The sequence below is a fragment of the Rhodococcus sp. G6(2025) genome, from assembly GCF_058628105.1.
On sequence record NZ_CP179750.1, the window covers coordinates 6620926 to 6637717 of the forward strand.

The following is a 16792-nucleotide window of genomic DNA, read 5'->3' on the forward strand; positions in this document are numbered from 1 at the left end:
CGATCCGAAAGGACATTCCATGACCACCACCGAAAGCGCTCCCGAGACCGCGCTCGACCCGACGAAGGTCAACCCGGCCGCAGACTGCGAAGCCAACCGCACCGCCAACTTCGCGTCGCGGCCGATGACCGGTGACGAGTACATCGAGTCGCTGCGCGACGACCGTGAGATCTGGTTGCACGGCGAGCGCGTCGAGGACGTCACCACCCATCCGGCGTTCCGCAACCCCATCCGGATGACCGCCCGCCTCTACGACTCGATGCACACGGGCGAACACGTCGACAAGGTCACCACCCCCACCGACACCGGCAACGGCGGCGTCACGATGCCGTTCTTCAAGGCGCCGAAGTCCTCGGACGACCTGCTGAAGGAACGCGACGCCATCGCCACCTGGGCGCGCATGACGTACGGCTGGATGGGCCGGTCGCCCGACTACAAGGCCTCCTTCCTCGGCACCCTGCATGCCAACAAGGAGCTGTACTCGCCGTTCCAGGACAACGCCGAGCGCTGGTACAAGGAATCGCAGGAAAAGGTCCTGTACTGGAACCACGCGATCATCAACCCGCCGGTCGACCGGCAACTCCCGCCCGACGAGGTCGGCGACGTGTTCATGAAGGTGGAGAAGGAAACCGACGCCGGCCTCATCGTCTCCGGCGCCAAGGTGGTGGCCACCGGCTCGGCCATCACCAACTACAACTTCATCGCCCACTACGGCCTGCCGATCAAGAAGAAGGAATTCGCCCTGATCTGCACCGTCCCGATGGACGCACCGGGCGTGAAGCTGATCTGCCGGTCCTCGTTCACCCAGAACGCGGCCGTGATGGGCACCCCGTTCGACTACCCGCTGTCGAGCCGGATGGACGAGAACGACACCATCTTCATCTTCGACAAGGTGCTCGTGCCGTGGGAGAACGTCTTCATGTACGGCGACGTCGACAAGATCAACGGCTTCTTCCCGCAGTCCGGATTCCTGCCCCGCTTCACCTTCCAGGGCTGCACCCGTCTCGCCGTGAAGCTCGACTTCATCGCCGGCATGCTGATGAAGGCCCTCGACGCCACCGGCGCGGGCGGTTTCCGCGGCGTGCAGACCCGCGTCGGTGAGGTCATCGGCTGGCGAAACCTGTTCTGGTCACTCACCGAATCGATGGCACGCAACCCCGAGCCGTGGATCGGCGACACCGTCATCCCGAAGCTCGAGTACGGCCTCACGTACCGCATGTTCATGATCCAGGGCTACCCGCGCATCAAGGAGATCATCGAACAGGACGTCGCGTCCGGCCTGATCTACCTGCCCTCGAGCGCCCGCGACTTCAAGAGCCCCGACGTCCGCCCATACCTGGACAAGTACGTCCGCGGCTCCGACGGCATGACCGCCGTCGAACGCGTCAAGATCATGAAGGCCCTGTGGGATTCGATCGGCAGCGAGTTCGGTGGCCGCCACGAACTCTACGAGCGCAACTACTCCGGCAACCACGAAAACGTCAAGGCGGAACTGCTGTTCGCCGCCGAGAACCGTGGCGACGTCGCCTCCATGAAGGGCTTCGCCGAGCAGTGCCTGTCCGAATACGACCTCGACGGCTGGACGGTCCCCGACCTCATCGGCAACGACGACGTCTCGTACTTCGGCAACAAGTAACCGCACACCCACGCAATCCCCGTCAGAAGCGAATCAGCTCTGACGGGGATTTGCCGTACCGCCGGCGGTACGCGGCGGAGAACCGGCCCGCATGGGTGAACCCCCACCGGGCAGCGACCTCGGAGACCGTGACACCGGGTTCCAGTGCCCTCAGGTCGGCGTCGGCGCGACTCAGGCGGATGTCGAGGAGGCATTCCGACGGACTGCGCCCGACGTACTCGCGAAACCCTTCCTGCAACCGGCGGACGCTGGTACCCGCCAACTCGGCCATGTCGGCTGCCGTCCAGGCGCGGGCTGGGTCGTCGTTGAGTCCGTCGAGCACTCGCTTGACGATTCGCGGTCGGGGTGCGCCCCCGCGCACCTCCTCGTCGGGCGTGACGGCCAGGACGAACGCCGAGGTGATCGCGCCGGCGAGCTGTGGGCCGACCACCGGGTTGGCCAGGAGGTCGGCCGGCTCCCGCAGTTGCGCGGTCAATGAGCGCACCAGACGAAACCAGCTGTGTCCCGGGGCCTCGGTGAGATCGATCTGCGACGGTAGGTGCAGCCCGGGCCGCAGGTCGGAGCCGAGGATCCGGTCAGCCTCCTGCTCGAGGTAGGCGCTGTCGAATTTGACGCCGAGCACCGAGCAGTCGCCGCTCCACCGGGTGATCAAGGTCGGCTCGTCCGCCCGGAAGACCGTGGCCTGACCGGGCCGCGACAGCACCGTGTCGCCCTGCGAACAGGACTCCAGCGAACCGGACAGCGGAATGTTGATCTCGTACGCATCCGGATAGTCGCACTCGATCGACACGTCGGCACCCCAGCCCAACCTCCCGAGAGTGACGGGGCCGAGGTCGACGGTCCGCATCGACAGCTTCATCGCTCCATTCGGCGACAAGTCGGTCAACGTGTGGGGAAAGTACGCACCGGCCACCGCCCTCGACGCCGCATCCCAGTCCTGGGTTTCGGTGATCGTCGATGCCATCGTCATGCACCTGCCTCACTGAAGAATCGTTCCGACCTCATTGAAACCGTGTCGTCACGCCCAGTCGAGGATAACTGAGACCGCAATCACAAGTAGTCGCGCAGATGGTCCAGAGACCGCGCAGAGTGGCTAGACCACCCTCGTACGACGGCATACCTTCTTCCTCACCCCGCTCACACAACGAAAGTTGTTTCCGAGCAGTTGCTTTGAATGAGGAGATTCAGATGACCGCCACCCTCTCTTGGATCGACGAGATCACGATGACGGAACTCGAGCGCAACCCGTACCCCGTCTACGAGCGGCTGCGTGCCGAGGCGCCGCTGGCCTACGTCCCGGTCCTCGGCTCGTTCGTCGCGACCACCGCCGACTTGTGCCGCACCATCGCCAACAGCCCCGACTTCGAGGGAATCATCACCAAGGCCGGCGGCCGCACGTTCGGTCACCCTGCGGTGATCGGCGTCAACGGCGAGATCCACCGCGACCTCCGCTCGATGGTCGACCCCGCACTGCAACCGTCGGAGGTGGACCGCTGGGTCGACGGACTCGTCCGCCCCATCGCGCGTCGCTACGTGGAGCAGTTCGAGAACGACGGCAAGGCCGATCTGGTCTCGCAGTACTGCGAACCCGTCAGCGTGCGCGCACTCGGTGACCTGCTGGGGTTGAACGACGTCAGCTCGGACACGTTGCGTGACTGGTTCCACCGGCTGTCGAACTCCTTCACCAATGCCGGGGTGGACGCGGACGGCGAGTTCACGAACCCGGAGGGATTCGTGCAGGGCGACGAGGCCAAGGCAGAGATCCGGGCCGTCGTCGATCCGCTCATCGACAAGTGGATCGTCGAACCCGACGACAGCGCCATCTCGCACTGGCTGCACGACGGCATGCCCGAAGGGAAGGTCCGCGACCGCGAGTACATCTACCCCACGCTCTTCGTGTACCTGCTGGGCGCGATGCAGGAACCCGGCCACGGCATGGCGTCGACGCTCGTGGGCCTGTTCACCCGCCCCGAGCAACTGGAGGCCGTCATCGACGAGCCCGCGCTGATTCCGCGGGCGATTTCCGAGGGAATGCGCTGGACCTCCCCGATCTGGTCGGCGACCGCCCGCATCAGCACCAAGGACGTCACGCTCGGGGACGTGTTCCTTCCCGAGGGATCCGTGGTCCTGTTGTCCTACGGTTCGGCCAACCACGACGTCGCCGTCTACGACGCCCCCTCCGACTACGACATGACGCGTCCCCCGCTCCCCCACCTGGCGTTCGGTTCCGGCAATCACGCGTGCGCGGGCATCTACTTCGCCAACCACGTCTGCCGCATCGGCCTGGAGGAACTGTTCGAGGCGATCCCGAACCTCGAACGTGACTCCGGCGCGGACGTGGAGTTCTGGGGCTGGGGTTTCCGCGGCCCGACCGCCCTCCGGACCACGTGGGAGGTGTAGCCGTGACCTTCACCGTCTCGGTCTCCGCGGACAGGGTGGAATGCCGCCCCGACCAGCCGCTTCTGGACGCCTTCCTCCGGGGCAGCGTGTGGATGCCGAACTCCTGCAACCAGGGCACGTGCGGAACGTGCAAGCTGCGGGTCGTATCGGGGGAGGTCGACCACGGCCTGTCGCCCGAACACACGCTGACCCGGGCCGAACGTGAGCAGGGATTCGCCCTGGCCTGCCAGGCCACCCCGCTCGGTGACACGGTGGTGGAACGCCTGGACACGGCACCGGCGGGCACCGTCCACGCACTGCGAGACGTCGTCGGCACCGTGAGCGCGATCGAGGACGTCGCACGTGACACGCGGCGGGTTCTCGTCACGCTCGACAGCCCGCTCGAATTCTCCGCGGGGCAGTACGTCGAACTGCGAGTACCCGGCACCGACCACCGCCGCCAGTACTCGATGGCGAACACGCCGGGCGAGTCGAAACAGCTCGAGTTCCACATCCGCAGGCAGCCGGGCGGAGTCGCGACGGACGGTTGGGTCTTCGGCACGCTGTCCGTCGGCGAGCGCGTCGAGATGGCGGGGCCGCTCGGGGACTTCCGGCTCGATCCGGAGGACGCGGGTCCGATGATCCTGCTGGGCGGCGGAACCGGGCTCGCCCCGCTGAAATCGATGGTCCGCCAGGCACTCACGTCGGCTCCGGACCGCGCGATCCACCTGTATCACGGCGTGCGCGAGGAGTCCGACCTCTACGATGTCGACCTGTTCCAGGAGTGGGAGCGGGCGCACCCGGGCTTCCGGTACGTGCCGTGTCTGAGCGACCAGTCGTGGTCCGGGCGGTCCGGTTACGTCACGGACGCGTTCGTGGAGGACTTCGACACCTGTCGCGGATACTCCGGGTACCTGTGCGGGCCGCCGGCGATGGTCGACGCCGGCGTCAAGGCATTCAAGCGCCGGCGTATGGCTCCGCGACGCATCTTCCGGGAGAAGTTCACGCCAGCCGTGTGAAGTCCGCCCGCGTGCGCACGCCGAGGCCCTCCGAGCCTCGGCGTGCGCATGCCGAACACGTCCTAGTCAGTACTCGGTAAATGCCTAGTGTGATGCAGCGCACAGGCTGCAAGAGTGGGATTCATTGCCGGACCCGGGCGCCCTCGCAGGGCGCAAGCCCCCCGGAGATCTTGGAGGATCCCATGACTGAAACCCTGTACACAGCGCCGTCCGACGGCGTGCGCGCCAAGCTGGCCGACGCGCTCGTCGAGGACGCGGAAACCGGTCGCTACCAGGTGCGACGAAGCGTTTTCACGGACGAGGACCTGTTCGAACTCGAGATGAAGCACATCTTCGAGGGCAACTGGATCTACCTGGCCCACGAGAGCCAGATCCCGAACGTCGGCGACTACTTCACCACGTACATGGGCCGCCAGCCGATCGTGATCTCCCGCAACAAGGAGGGTGAGCTCAACGCCCTGGTGAACGCGTGCAGCCACCGCGGCGCCATGCTCTGCCGGCGCAAGACGGACAACCGGACCACGTTCACCTGCCCGTTCCACGGCTGGACGTTCAACAACTCCGGCAAGCTTCTCAAGGTCAAGGACCCGCGTGAGGCCGGCTACCCGGAACAGTTCAACAAGGACGGCTCCCACGACCTCACCAAGGTCGCGCGGTTCGAGAACTACCGCGGATTCCTGTTCGGCAGCCTCAACGCCGACGTCCCGCCGCTCGAGGAACACCTCGGTGACACCACGAAGATCATCGACATGATCGTCGACCAGTCGCCCGACGGCCTCGAGGTCCTGCGCGGTGCGTCCACCTACACCTATGACGGCAACTGGAAGCTGCAGACCGAGAACGGTGCCGACGGCTACCACGTGTCCGCTACCCACTGGAACTACGCCGCGACCACGTCACGTCGGGAGTCCGGCGAGTCCACCAACGCCACGAAGGCGATGGACGCCGGCAAGTGGTCGAAGCAGCAGGGCGGGTACTACTCGTTCGACAACGGTCACCTGCTGCTGTGGACCAAGTGGGCGGACCCCGCCAACCGTCCCCTCAACGAGCGTCGTGACGAACTCGTCGCCGAGTACGGGGAGGATCGCGCCGATTGGATGATCGGTGTGTCCCGCAACCTGTGCCTGTACCCGAACGTGTACCTGATGGACCAGTTCGGTTCGCAGATCCGGCATTTCCGTCCGATCTCCGTCGACAAGACCGAGGTCACCATCTACTGCATCGCCCCCAAGGGTGAGAGCCGCACGGCACGCGCCGCCCGCATCCGCCAGTACGAGGACTTCTTCAACGCCACTGGCATGGCCACCCCGGACGATCTCGAGGAGTTCCGCTCCTGCCAGAAGACGTACCAGGCCGGCGCCGCACCGTTCAACGACCTCAGCCGCGGTGTCACCCACCAACTCCAGGGCCCCGACGAGGGTGCGAAGAAGATCGGCATCAATCCCATCTCCAGTGGTGTGAAGACCGAGGACGAGGGCCTCTACCCGATCCAGCACGGCTACTGGGTGCAAGCGCTCACCAAGGCGCTCGACGCCGACGTTGCCGCGAACAACCGCTGAGGGAGACGAGAAACATGACCGCAGTAGCCGAAAGCACTGTCACCCAGCACGACATCGAGCAGTTCCTCTACCGTGAGGCCCGCTACCTCGACGACCGCGAGTTCGAGAAGTGGATCGAGTGCTATCACCCCGACTCCGAGTTCTGGATGCCGGCGTGGGCCGACGACGGTGACCTGACCACCGACCCGATGACCGAGATCTCACTGATCTACTACGCCAATCGTGGTGGCATCGAGGACCGGGTGTTCCGCATCAAGACCGACCGGTCGAGCGCGACGAGCCTTCCGGAACCCCGCACCGGTCACAACATCTCGAACGTCGAGGTCACCGACCGTCGCGGCGAAGTCGTAGATGTCCGGTTCAACTGGTTCACGCTCTACTTCCGGTACAACACGGTCGACACGTACTTCGGGAATTCGTTCTACACCATCGACTTCTCTGATGAGCAGCCTCTGATCCTGAAGAAGAAGGTCGTGCTCAAGAACGACTACATCCACCACGTGGTCGACATCTACCACATCTGATTTCTTCCCCATTCTTCGCGAATCGAGCTGTTTTCCATGACTTTCCAAGTTGCACTGAGTTTCGAGGACGGGATCACCCGCTTCATCAAGTGTGACGGCGACGAGACGGTCGCCGACGCGTCCTACCGCGCGCGCATCAACATTCCCCTCGACTGTCGAGACGGGGCGTGCGGCACCTGCAAGTCGCTCTGCGAATCCGGCACGTACGACGGCGGCGACTACATCGAGGAAGCGCTCACCGACGAAGAGGCGGAGCAGGGCTACTGCCTTCCCTGCCAGATGATGCCGGAAAGTGATCTGGTGCTGCAGATCCCGACGACGTCCGACGTCGCGAAGACCGCCGCAGGCACGTTCACCTCGACGGTCACCGAGATCCGTAAGTTCTCCGACACGACCATCGGATTCACGATCAAGATCGCGAACCGCGACGACCTGGTTTTCCTCCCCGGCCAGTACGTGAACATCACCGTTCCCGGGACCGACGCGACGCGCTCGTACTCGTTCAGCACCGGACCCACGTCGAAGGAACTGTCGTTCCTGGTCAAGATCACCGACGGCGGCCTGATGTCGGAGTACCTGCGTAGCCGCGCACAGGTCGGCGACACGCTCGAGTTCACCGGCCCGATGGGAAGCTTCTTCCTGCGGGAGCAGAAGCGTCGCGCCCTGCTGCTGGCCGGCGGCACCGGGCTGGCCCCGCTGCTGTCGATCCTCGACAAGATGCGCACCGACGCCGCCGACCACCCCGTGCACCTGGTCTACGGAGTCTCGTCCGACGCGGACCTGGTGGAACTGGACAAGCTCGAGGAATACACGAAGTCCCTGCCCCAGTTCACGTTCGACTACTGCGTGTCCGACCCGGAGAGCAGTGCACCGAACAAGGGGTACGTCACCGGACTGTTCGAGCCCGCACACCTGAACGACGGCGATGTGGACGTGTACCTGTGCGGTCCGCCTCCCATGGTCGAGGCGGTGCGCGACCACCTGAAGTCGGAGGGCGTCACGCCGGCGAACTTCTACTTCGAGAAGTTCAACAACGCGGCGACACCGAGTGGGTCCGAGGCGTCGGCACCGGCGGCGGCCGACGCCGTCGAGGCGGCCCCCGAGTACGAGATCGGCGAGGAACACCAGCCGCTGTCCGAGTCGGACGCGCAGTTCGACGCCCGCATGGCGCTCGAACTCGGTGCGATGGAACTGACCATCGGCCGGATGACGAAGGAACAGCTGTCCGAGTACCGGATCCTCGCCGAGACCTCCTGCGAATCGATCGAGAACGACCACCTCACGGACGCAGGCGCCTTCACCGACACCAACGCCGCCTTCCACGAATTCCTGTTCCGGTGCACCGCCAACGACGTGCTGCTCGAGGCGTACAACCGCCTGGAGGTCACCCAGCTCATGACGAAGGTGCTCCGCACCGCGGACTGGGTGGACGAACACATCCAGCACGACCACCTCGACATCGTCACCGCGTTCGAGAAGGGCGACCGGGCCGCCGCCCACGACCTGATCGTCAGCCACAGCGCGCACGCGAAGGCCACCATGTGCCGCGCCATCGAGAGGAGTGCCGTCGCATGAGTGGACTCGTCACTCCGCATCGCTTCGACGGCAAGGTCGTCGCGGTCACCGGCGCAGCGCAGGGCATCGGCCTGACGGTCGCGACCCGACTCGCGGCCGAGGGTGCGTCGCTGATCCTGATCGACCGCGCCGAACTCGTCCACGACGTCGCGAAGGGGTTGCGCGAGAACGGAACCGACGCGCACAGCATCACCGCCGATCTGGAACAGTTCGCCGACGCCGAGGCGGCGATCGACGAGGCGCGGCAGCAGCACGGCCGGCTCGACGTGCTGATCAACAACGTCGGCGGCACCATCTGGGCCAAGCCGTACGAGCACTACACGGCGGAGCAGATCCAGGCGGAGGTGCAGCGGTCGCTGTTCCCGACCCTGTGGACGTGCCGCGCCGTCCTCCCCCACCTGATCGCGCAGCAGTCGGGCACCATCGTCAACGTGTCCTCGGTGGCCACGCGGGGTGTCAACCGCGTGCCCTACGCGGCGTCGAAGGGCGGCGTCAACGCCCTCACCGCCTCCCTGGCTCTCGAAGCCGCACAGTACGGAATCCGCGTGGTCGCCACCGCACCCGGCGGCACCGAGGCGCCCGCTCGCCGCGTTCCCCGCGGCCCCGGCGCGGAGACCGATCAGGAAAAGGCTTGGTACCAGCAGATCGTCGACCAGACCGTCGACTCGTCCCTGCTGAAGCGGTACGGAACGCTGGACGAGCAGGCCGCGGCCATCGTCTTCCTCGCCTCCGACGAGGCCACGTACATCACCGGGACGGTACTGCCCGTCGCCGGTGGCGACCTCGGCTAGCAGCCCACAGATCTCGAAACGGTTCCCCGTCACACCCACCGAGCGGAGATCACCATGAACCCATCCACCACCCCCGATACCTGGGCGAGTCCGAGACACCGTAGTGCCGTCACGTGGGTCGTCGCGATCGCCACGATCGCGATCATCTTCGACGGCTACGACCTGGTCGTGTACGGCACCATCCTCCCGACGTTGATGAACGATCCCGGCCAGCTCGGCGAGATCTCCGCGCAGCAGGCCGGTGCATTGGGCTCGTACGCGCTCATCGGTGTCATGGTGGGCGCACTCACCGCCGGCGCTGTGGGCGACTACCTGGGCCGGCGGCGGATGATGCTCGTCAACATCGCGTGGTTCTCCATCGGAATGGGGCTCGCCGCGTTGGCCACCAACGTCACCATGTTCGGCCTGCTGCGATTCTTCACCGGCATCGGGGTCGGTGGCCTCGTCGCCACCGCCGGTGCGATGGTGGCGGAGTTCGCACCTCCCGGAAAGCGGAACCTGTACAACGCCATCGTCTACAGCGGCGTCCCCGCCGGCGGGGTGCTCGCCTCCCTCCTCGCTATCGTCCTGCGCGACACGATCGGCTGGCGCGGCCTCTTCTGTATCGGCGCACTGCCCATCGTGATCCTGCTGCCGCTGGCGCTCGTGAAACTGCCCGAGTCGCCGAAGTGGCTCGTCGCCCGCGGGCACGAGGACAAGGCCCGCCGAATCTCCGAGCGCACGGGCATCCCGATGCCCGGCGCCGACGAGATCGCCGCGGAACGGGCCTCGGTCGAGAAGGTCGGCTTCGCCGCACTCGCGACGCGCCGTTATGCCTGGGGCACTGCACTTCTCGGAATGATGAGCTTCTCCGGCCTCCTGCTCACGTACGGACTCAACACGTGGCTTCCGAAGATCATGGAGGACGCCGGTTTCAACGCGAAGGGTTCGCTGTCGTTCCTGCTCGTACTCAACGGCGGCGCGATCCTCGGCGGGCTGATCGCCTCCAAGGTCGCCGACGGCATCGGACCGCAACGCGTCGTCGCCACGACATTCGGTCTCGCCGCACTCGCCCTGATCCTCCTGACGCTCGGCTTCCCGCTGCCGGTGCTGCTCGCGTCCGTCGCGGTCGCCGGAGTCGGCACCATCGGCACCCAGGTCCTGATCTACGGCTTCGTCTCCAACTACTACTCGACGTCCGCACGCGGCGCCGGGGTGGCGTGGTGTGCCGGATTCGGCCGGCTGGGCGGCATCTTCGGCCCACTGATCGGTGGAGCACTGATCAGCGCCGGCATCAGCAGCCAGGTGGCGTTCTACGTCTTCGCGGGCATCGCCGTCCTGGGCGGGATCGTGACGTTCTTCGTTCCGCGCGCACGGGTCACCCGCGCCGAGGTGGCGGGCACCGGCGAAGCCGCCTACTCCACCGTCCAGGTGTCGTGACCGGTCAGCAGACGCTGCAGCGAGCCGTCGTCGACCGGGTCCTTCTCCCGCGCGATCTCGTTCTGCAGGCGCACCATGTCGTCGTACGTATCCCGCGTGACGCTGCGGAACACACCGGTCACGGTGTGGGTGAGGTCCTGGTCCGAGAGCCTCGACAGTGCGTACGCGTAGTCGGGGTCGTCGGTGTGGGCGTCGTGCACGACGATGTCGTCCCGGTCGACGTCTGCGGTCGCGACCACCTTCAGACCGAAACCCGATCGGACGACGCAGAATTCGCCCGCTCCGCCGAAGACGATCGGCTCTCCGTGGGTCAGCGGGATGAGGCGCTGCTCTGAACCGTCCTTGCGTAGGACGTCGAACGAGCCGTCGTTGAAGATCGGGCAGTCCTGGTAGATCTCCACGAACGACGTGCCGCGGTGGGCCGCCGCCTGCCGCAGCACCTCCGTCAGCCCCTTGCGGTCCGAGTCCATGGCTCGGGCCGCGAAGGTCGCCTCGGCTCCCAGCGCGAGGGAGAGCGTGTTGAACGGGTGGTCCACCGAACCCAGCGGCGTCGACTTGGTGACCTTGCCGACCTCCGAGGTCGGCGAGTACTGCCCCTTGGTCAGCCCGTAGATCCTGTTGTTGAACAACAGGATCGTCATGTTGACGTTTCTCCGCAGGGCGTGGATGAGATGGTTGCCCCCGATCGACAGTGCGTCGCCGTCGCCGGTCACCACCCACACCGACAGGTCGGGGCGCGTCACCGCGAGACCCGTCGCGATGGCAGGCGCACGACCGTGGATCGAGTGCAGGCCGTACGTGTCCAGGTAGTACGGGAACCGGCTCGAGCATCCGATACCGGAGACGAACATCAGATTCTCGCGTCGGAGTCCCAACTCCGGCAGGAAACTTCGGATCGTGGCGAGGATGACGTAATCGCCGCACCCCGGACACCAACGGACCTCCTGGTCCGACGTGAAGTCCTTGGCCTTCTGCGGTTCGTCGGTCCTCGGCACGTGCGCGGTGGCGCTCAGGCCCAGATCCGCACCGACACGACTGATCATCCGTGTCACACCGATTCCTCCTGCCGGGGTCCGGTCGATCGGTAGGTAGCCGACGCGAGCGCGTCGGCGGTCTTCGCGAGCTCGTGCTCACGCAACGTTCCGGCCAGCGCGGAATCGATCACCTCGTGCAGTTCGTCGCCGAGGAAGGCGAGCCCCCGCACCTTGGTCACCGAGTGCACGTCCACGAGGAACCTCGAACGGAGAATCATCGCGAGCTGACCCAGATTCATCTCCGGCGCGACGACGGTCCCGTAGCTGCGCAGCACCGCACCGAGATTGGCGGGCAGCGGATTGAGGTTGCGCACATGCACGTGGGCCACCTTCTTGCCCTCACGGCGAGCACGCCGGCAGGCCTCGCCGATGGGTCCGTACGAGCTGCCCCACCCGACGAGCAGCAGGTCGGCCTCACCCGACGGGTCGTCGACGACCGCGTCGGGAACGGCGATTCCGTCGATCTTGGCCTGGCGCAACCGCACCATGAGGTCGTGGTTGGCGGGATCGTAGGAGATGTCGCCGCTGCCGTCGGCCTTCTCGAGTCCGCCGATGCGGTGTTCGAGCCCGGGCGTTCCCGGTATCGCCATGGCACGGGCGAGCGTCTCCCGGTCGCGGGCGTACGGTGCGAACTCGCCGTCCACCGGTGGTGCCGTGTCGCAGCCGGGGTCGATCCGGTCCATTTCGGACACGTCCGGGATGGCCCACGGTTCGCTGCCGTTCGCGATGGCGCCGTCCGACAGCAACAGCACCGGTGTGCGGTACGTGAACGCGATCCGGGCGGCCTCGACCGCAGCATCGAAACAATCCGCGGGTGAGCACGGTGCGATCACCGCGACCGGCGACTCGCCGTTGCGTCCGTACATCGCCTGCAACAGGTCCGACTGCTCGGTCTTCGTGGGGAGACCGGTGGACGGGCCACCACGCTGGACGTCGATGACGAGCAGCGGGACCTCCGTCATCACCGCCAGCCCGATGGCTTCGCTCTTCAACGCCAGTCCGGGTCCGGACGTGCTCGTCACGCCGAGCGCGCCCCCGATCGACGCGCCCAGCGCCGCGCCGATTCCGGCGATCTCGTCCTCCGCCTGGAACGTGGTGACGCCGAGATTCCGGTGCTTGCTCAGCTCGTGCAGGATGTCCGATGCCGGGGTGATCGGATAGGTGCCGAGGAAGACGTCCCGCGACGCCAGCCGTCCCGCGGTCACCACCCCGTAGGCCAGGGCCGTGTTCCCGGTGACCTGGCGGTACGTGGCCGACGGGAGCGTCGCCGCGGACACCTCGTAGGTGGTCGCGAAACTCTCCGTCGTCTCCCCGTAATTCCATCCGGCCTTGAACGCGAGCAGGTTGCCCTCCGCGATCTGCGGCTTCGCTGCGAACTTGGTCTGCAGGAACCGCTCGATGCTGTGGGTGGGACGGTTGTACATCCACGACAACAGTCCGAGCGCGAACATGTTCTTCGCCCGCTCGCCGTCCTTCCGGCTCAGTCCGGCGGGTTCGACCGCGCTGACCGTCAACGTCGACATCGCCACCGGATGCAACACGTAGTCCTCGAGGGAGTCGTCGTCGAGGGGGCTCGTGGCGTATCCGACCTTCGCGAGATTCCGCTTGGTGAACTCGTCCGTGTTCACGATGATCATGCCGCCCCGCGGCAGATCGTCCAGGTTCGCCTTCAACGCCGCCGGGTTCATGGCGACCAGAACGTCCGGGCGGTCGCCGGCGGTGAGGATGTCGTAGTCCGCGATCTGGATCTGGAACGACGACACACCGGGGAGGGTGCCCTGAGGCGCCCGGATCTCGGCGGGGAAGTTGGGCTGGGTGGCGAGGTCGTTGCCGAACGCCGCCGCCTCCGACGTGAACCGGTCGCCGGTCAACTGCATGCCGTCGCCGGAGTCTCCGGCAAAGCGGATCGCCACCCGCTCCAGCTTCGTGGAGTTAACCTCCGTCGTCATGAATGCACCGAATCCTTCGACTCGTAGTCGTTCTGACCAGCAGCTTCTAACCTCACGGTACAAGCGTTCCCAGTTTTCGCCAGGAACACGCCGAAATCAGGCGTCGCGATACGGTGAGTGGTGTGAGTGCCCCAGGGAACATCGAGCTCGTCGGGCGTTCCCGCGAACTCGCCGAACTAGAGTCGATCCTGCGTGAGGCGCGCGAGAACGCGCCCGCCGTCGTGGTCGTCGAAGGCGTGCCGGGCATCGGCAAGACCACTCTGATGGAACACTTCCTCGCGGCACACCCCGACCTGCCGGCGTTCTCCGCGGTCTGCGCCCCGTGGGCGTCCGGCCATCCCTTCGGCGTCGCCGAACAGCTCCTCGGGGCGGCCGTGACGTCGGAGGACCCCGTCGACGTCGCCCGCGAACTCGTCGCTGCGGTGGATCCGCCTGCTGGTGACGTTCCGTTCGTCTTCGTGCTCGACGATGCGCACTGGGCAGACCTCGCCTCACTGCAGGCGCTGACCTCCGCCGTGCACCTGCTCGACCGACCGGCAATGATCGTCCTCGTCACGAACTCGGAACCTCCCGACGGTGTTCCCGCGGAAGTCCTCGACCTCCTCGACCGGCATCGCCGGCATCGGATCCAGGTCCGTCCGCTCGATGCGTCCGACACCCGAAGACTTGCGAATACCCTTGCGCATCTCGACCTTCCGGCCCCGGTGGCGCACCAGCTCGTTCAGCACACGGCGGGGAATCCACGGCACCTCACGCAACTTCTGCAGGAAGTCGACCCGAGCGCGTGGAGCCAGTGGCAGCCAGTGCTCCCGGTGCCCCGCACGTTCGCCGCGAAAGTGCAGTCACAACTGTCGGGGTGCTCGGCGCCTGCCCGGGCGCTCGTCGAATCGGCGGCGGTACTCGCCGGTAATCCTCGATTCGCCGACGCCGCCGCGCTCGCGGGCATCGAGCACCCGGTGGAAGCGCTCGACGAAATCCACCGGGCGGGCCTCCTCACCGTCGGTGAGCATCGCGGCGTGACCGTGCTGACCTTCCCGTCGCCGCTGACCCGGGCCGCCGTCTACCGCAGCCTCGGGCCCATCCGGCTGCGTGACCTGCACGATCATGCCGCACGGATCGTCGAGGACGAGGGCAGGCGACTGGACCATCGCGCCGCCGCGGCGCCGTTCGCCGATCCGGTGCTCGCGGACGAACTGGACACCTACTCTGCGCAGCGGGCGACCGTCGGGGCGTGGTCGGCTGTCGCGGACGCATTGATCAAGTCGAGCCGCCTCACCGCGGACCGCGGCGAACGCGAACAACGCCTCATCCGGGCCGTCGACGCCCTCGTCGGTGCCAGCAACCTTCCCCAGGCACTGGCGTTCGCGCCGGAGATCGAGAGCTTCCCCGAAAGTCCGTTACGCGACGCCGTACTCGGCTACCTCGCCATCCTCCGGGGACGACCCGCGGAAGCCGATCTGCTGCTCACCCAGTCGTGGACCGCATGCGACCCGGATACAGATCCGGCCACCGCCGCGCTGATCTGCCAGCGCCGCGTCCTGGACTCACTCGTCCGCTGGCACGGACCGGACCTCGTCGAATGGGCCGGCCGGGCCGTAGCTCTCGTCGATCCTGGCGATCCGTCGGCCGTCGAATCCGCGGCGATCATGGGACTCGGACTCGCCGCCACGGGTCAGATCGTGGAGGCACGGGCCGCCTACGACACGCTGTCCGCGAAGATCGCCCTCGGTGCCCAGTCCCAGCGCTTCGACATGGCCAGGGGTTGGCTCGACCTGGCGCTGGACGATCCCGAATCGGCGCGTCAGGAACTCGAGAGCGCCGTCCCCACGGCCTTCCGGATGGGCTCGACCCGCATCTCGCTGTGGGCGCAGGCCTGGCTGGCGCGAACGCAATTCGCCCTCGGCGACTGGAGCGGCGCCATCGCCACGGTCGACCGCGCGGCACACCAACTCGAGGACGCCGCACTCGACCTCGTCCGGCCCCTGGTGCACTGGACCGGCGCGCAGACACACGCGCTGCGCGGAAACTGGCCCGCTGCGCAGGAGCACCTCCGCCTCGCGGCGGCGAGTTCGCACGACTACCCGATGATGTTCATTCCGTCCTCCCTGGCCCGCGCCCAATGCGCCGAAGTGCAGGCCGACTACGCCGCCGTGATCAGGGCGCTCGAGCCTCTCACCCGCCTGCAACCGCGGGAGGGCATCGACGAGCCCGGCTTCTGGCAATGGACCGACGTCTACGCGAACGCTCTCGTGATGGCCGGTCGCGTCGACGACGCGGACGCGTTCCTCATCCCGCACGAGGAACGCGCCGTGGAGCGCGGGCACCGGTCGGCTATGGCTCGCCTCGGTTACGCCCGCGGTCGCGTCGCCGGCGCGCGTGGCGACATCGATGCCGCCCGGGACGTGTTCGAGACGGCGTTGACGCACCTCGACACACTTCCCCTCCCCTACGATCGGGCACGCGTGAACTTCGCGTACGGCCAGACTTTGCGCCGGGCAGGCAAGCGGCGCGAAGCGGACGCCGTCATGCAGGCCGCCCGGGAGGGATATTTCGCGCTCGGTGCCACCTCCTACGTGCAGCGGTGCGACCGCGAACTCAAGGCAGGCGGCCTCAACCTCAAACGCAGCCGGTTCACACTCGAGGAACTGACTCCGCAGGAACGGGCCGTGACCGAACTCGTCGCCGGCGGAGCCAGCAACAAGGAGGCTGCGGGCGAACTGTTCCTGTCCGTCAAGACCGTGCAGTACCACCTGACACGGGTCTACGCGAAGCTCGGCATCCGCTCGCGCAGCGAACTCGCCGCGCAGTTCCGCGACCAGGACTGACAGCCGAGGTGGCGGGAACCTACCCCGAGGGTGCCTGTTCGGGGCACCACCATCCGGCCAGGCTGGATCTCGACCGATGCAG

General features: G+C 66.6%; 12 protein-coding genes. 9 read left to right on the forward strand and 3 right to left on the reverse strand.

The window, feature by feature from the left end; all coding sequences use genetic code 11:
* The first annotated feature begins 19 nt into the window (after positions 1 to 19).
* A complete protein-coding gene (locus tag ACLIVD_RS30725) occupies positions 20 to 1636 on the forward strand; it encodes a 4-hydroxyphenylacetate 3-hydroxylase family protein (RefSeq protein WP_007297195.1) in 1617 nt (538 codons plus the stop codon).
* 22 nt (positions 1637 to 1658) lie between these two features.
* Here ACLIVD_RS30725 and ACLIVD_RS30730 read toward each other — a convergent pair whose 3' ends face one another.
* Entirely contained in the window at positions 1659 to 2606 is a 948-nt protein-coding gene (locus ACLIVD_RS30730; protein ID WP_005562308.1) for an AraC family transcriptional regulator, read from the reverse strand.
* A gap of 218 nt (positions 2607 to 2824) precedes the next feature.
* On the opposite strand from ACLIVD_RS30730, the gene ACLIVD_RS30735 reads away from it, so the two are divergent.
* The 7 genes from ACLIVD_RS30735 (at position 2825) to ACLIVD_RS30765 (ending at position 10902) form a co-directional block, all read left to right on the forward strand.
* Positions 2825 to 4036: a cytochrome P450 gene (locus ACLIVD_RS30735; protein WP_491931149.1), complete on the forward strand. Its 1212-nt coding sequence runs from the start codon at positions 2825 to 2827 to the stop codon at positions 4034 to 4036.
* 2 nt (positions 4037 to 4038) lie between these two features.
* Positions 4039 to 5034: a 2Fe-2S iron-sulfur cluster-binding protein gene (locus ACLIVD_RS30740; protein ID WP_491931150.1), complete on the forward strand. Its 996-nt coding sequence runs from the start codon at positions 4039 to 4041 to the stop codon at positions 5032 to 5034.
* A 182-nt stretch (positions 5035 to 5216) separates the two neighbouring features.
* Positions 5217 to 6593, forward strand: a complete 1377-nt coding sequence (gene benA, locus ACLIVD_RS30745) for a benzoate 1,2-dioxygenase large subunit (protein ID WP_491931151.1) — start codon at positions 5217 to 5219, stop codon at positions 6591 to 6593.
* Positions 6594 to 6607: 14 nt separating this feature from the next.
* Positions 6608 to 7117, forward strand: coding sequence for a benzoate 1,2-dioxygenase small subunit (benB, locus tag ACLIVD_RS30750; protein WP_491931152.1), 510 nt, complete (start codon positions 6608 to 6610; stop codon positions 7115 to 7117).
* Positions 7118 to 7153: 36 nt separating this feature from the next.
* Complete coding sequence (gene benC, locus ACLIVD_RS30755; protein WP_491931153.1) at positions 7154 to 8692, forward strand: benzoate 1,2-dioxygenase electron transfer component BenC; 1539 nt, start codon at positions 7154 to 7156, stop codon at positions 8690 to 8692.
* Entirely contained in the window at positions 8689 to 9483 is a 795-nt protein-coding gene (locus tag ACLIVD_RS30760) for a 1,6-dihydroxycyclohexa-2,4-diene-1-carboxylate dehydrogenase (RefSeq protein WP_007297188.1), read from the forward strand. The genes benC and ACLIVD_RS30760 overlap by 4 nt, the downstream gene beginning before the upstream one ends.
* 54 nt (positions 9484 to 9537) lie before the next feature.
* Complete coding sequence (locus tag ACLIVD_RS30765) at positions 9538 to 10902, forward strand: MFS transporter (RefSeq protein WP_491931154.1); 1365 nt, start codon at positions 9538 to 9540, stop codon at positions 10900 to 10902.
* Here the strand turns inward: ACLIVD_RS30765 and ACLIVD_RS30770 are convergent.
* Both ACLIVD_RS30770 and ACLIVD_RS30775 read right to left on the reverse strand, forming a co-directional pair.
* Positions 10878 to 11945 (reverse strand): 2-oxoacid:ferredoxin oxidoreductase subunit beta, encoded by a 1068-nt coding sequence (locus tag ACLIVD_RS30770; protein WP_283539899.1) that lies wholly within the window; start codon positions 11943 to 11945, stop codon positions 10878 to 10880. The two genes, ACLIVD_RS30765 and ACLIVD_RS30770, sit on opposite strands and share 25 nt — an antisense overlap.
* A gap of 5 nt (positions 11946 to 11950) precedes the next feature.
* Positions 11951 to 13885: a 2-oxoacid:acceptor oxidoreductase subunit alpha gene (locus ACLIVD_RS30775; RefSeq protein ID WP_491931155.1), complete on the reverse strand. Its 1935-nt coding sequence runs from the start codon at positions 13883 to 13885 to the stop codon at positions 11951 to 11953.
* 122 nt (positions 13886 to 14007) lie between these two features.
* Between ACLIVD_RS30775 and ACLIVD_RS30780 the strand changes: the two genes are divergently transcribed.
* Positions 14008 to 16710 (forward strand): helix-turn-helix transcriptional regulator, encoded by a 2703-nt coding sequence (locus tag ACLIVD_RS30780; protein ID WP_491931156.1) that lies wholly within the window; start codon positions 14008 to 14010, stop codon positions 16708 to 16710.
* The last annotated feature ends 82 nt before the right edge of the window (positions 16711 to 16792 follow it).

What these genes read in the sequence shown, in the direction of transcription:
- ACLIVD_RS30765 (WP_491931154.1), top strand. Translation starts at nt 9,538, where the DNA reads ATGAACCCATCCACCACCCCCGATACCTGGGCGAGTCCGAGACACCGT.
- benB (WP_491931152.1), top strand. Translation starts at nt 6,608, where the DNA reads ATGACCGCAGTAGCCGAAAGCACTGTCACCCAGCACGACATCGAGCAG.
- ACLIVD_RS30760 (WP_007297188.1), top strand. Translation starts at nt 8,689, where the DNA reads ATGAGTGGACTCGTCACTCCGCATCGCTTCGACGGCAAGGTCGTCGCG.
- ACLIVD_RS30725 (WP_007297195.1), top strand. Translation starts at nt 20, where the DNA reads ATGACCACCACCGAAAGCGCTCCCGAGACCGCGCTCGACCCGACGAAG.
- benA (WP_491931151.1), top strand. Translation starts at nt 5,217, where the DNA reads ATGACTGAAACCCTGTACACAGCGCCGTCCGACGGCGTGCGCGCCAAG.
- ACLIVD_RS30730 (WP_005562308.1), bottom strand. Translation starts at nt 2,606, where the DNA reads ATGACGATGGCATCGACGATCACCGAAACCCAGGACTGGGATGCGGCG.
- ACLIVD_RS30770 (WP_283539899.1), bottom strand. Translation starts at nt 11,945, where the DNA reads ATGATCAGTCGTGTCGGTGCGGATCTGGGCCTGAGCGCCACCGCGCAC.
- ACLIVD_RS30775 (WP_491931155.1), bottom strand. Translation starts at nt 13,885, where the DNA reads ATGACGACGGAGGTTAACTCCACGAAGCTGGAGCGGGTGGCGATCCGC.
- ACLIVD_RS30735 (WP_491931149.1), top strand. Translation starts at nt 2,825, where the DNA reads ATGACCGCCACCCTCTCTTGGATCGACGAGATCACGATGACGGAACTC.
- benC (WP_491931153.1), top strand. Translation starts at nt 7,154, where the DNA reads ATGACTTTCCAAGTTGCACTGAGTTTCGAGGACGGGATCACCCGCTTC.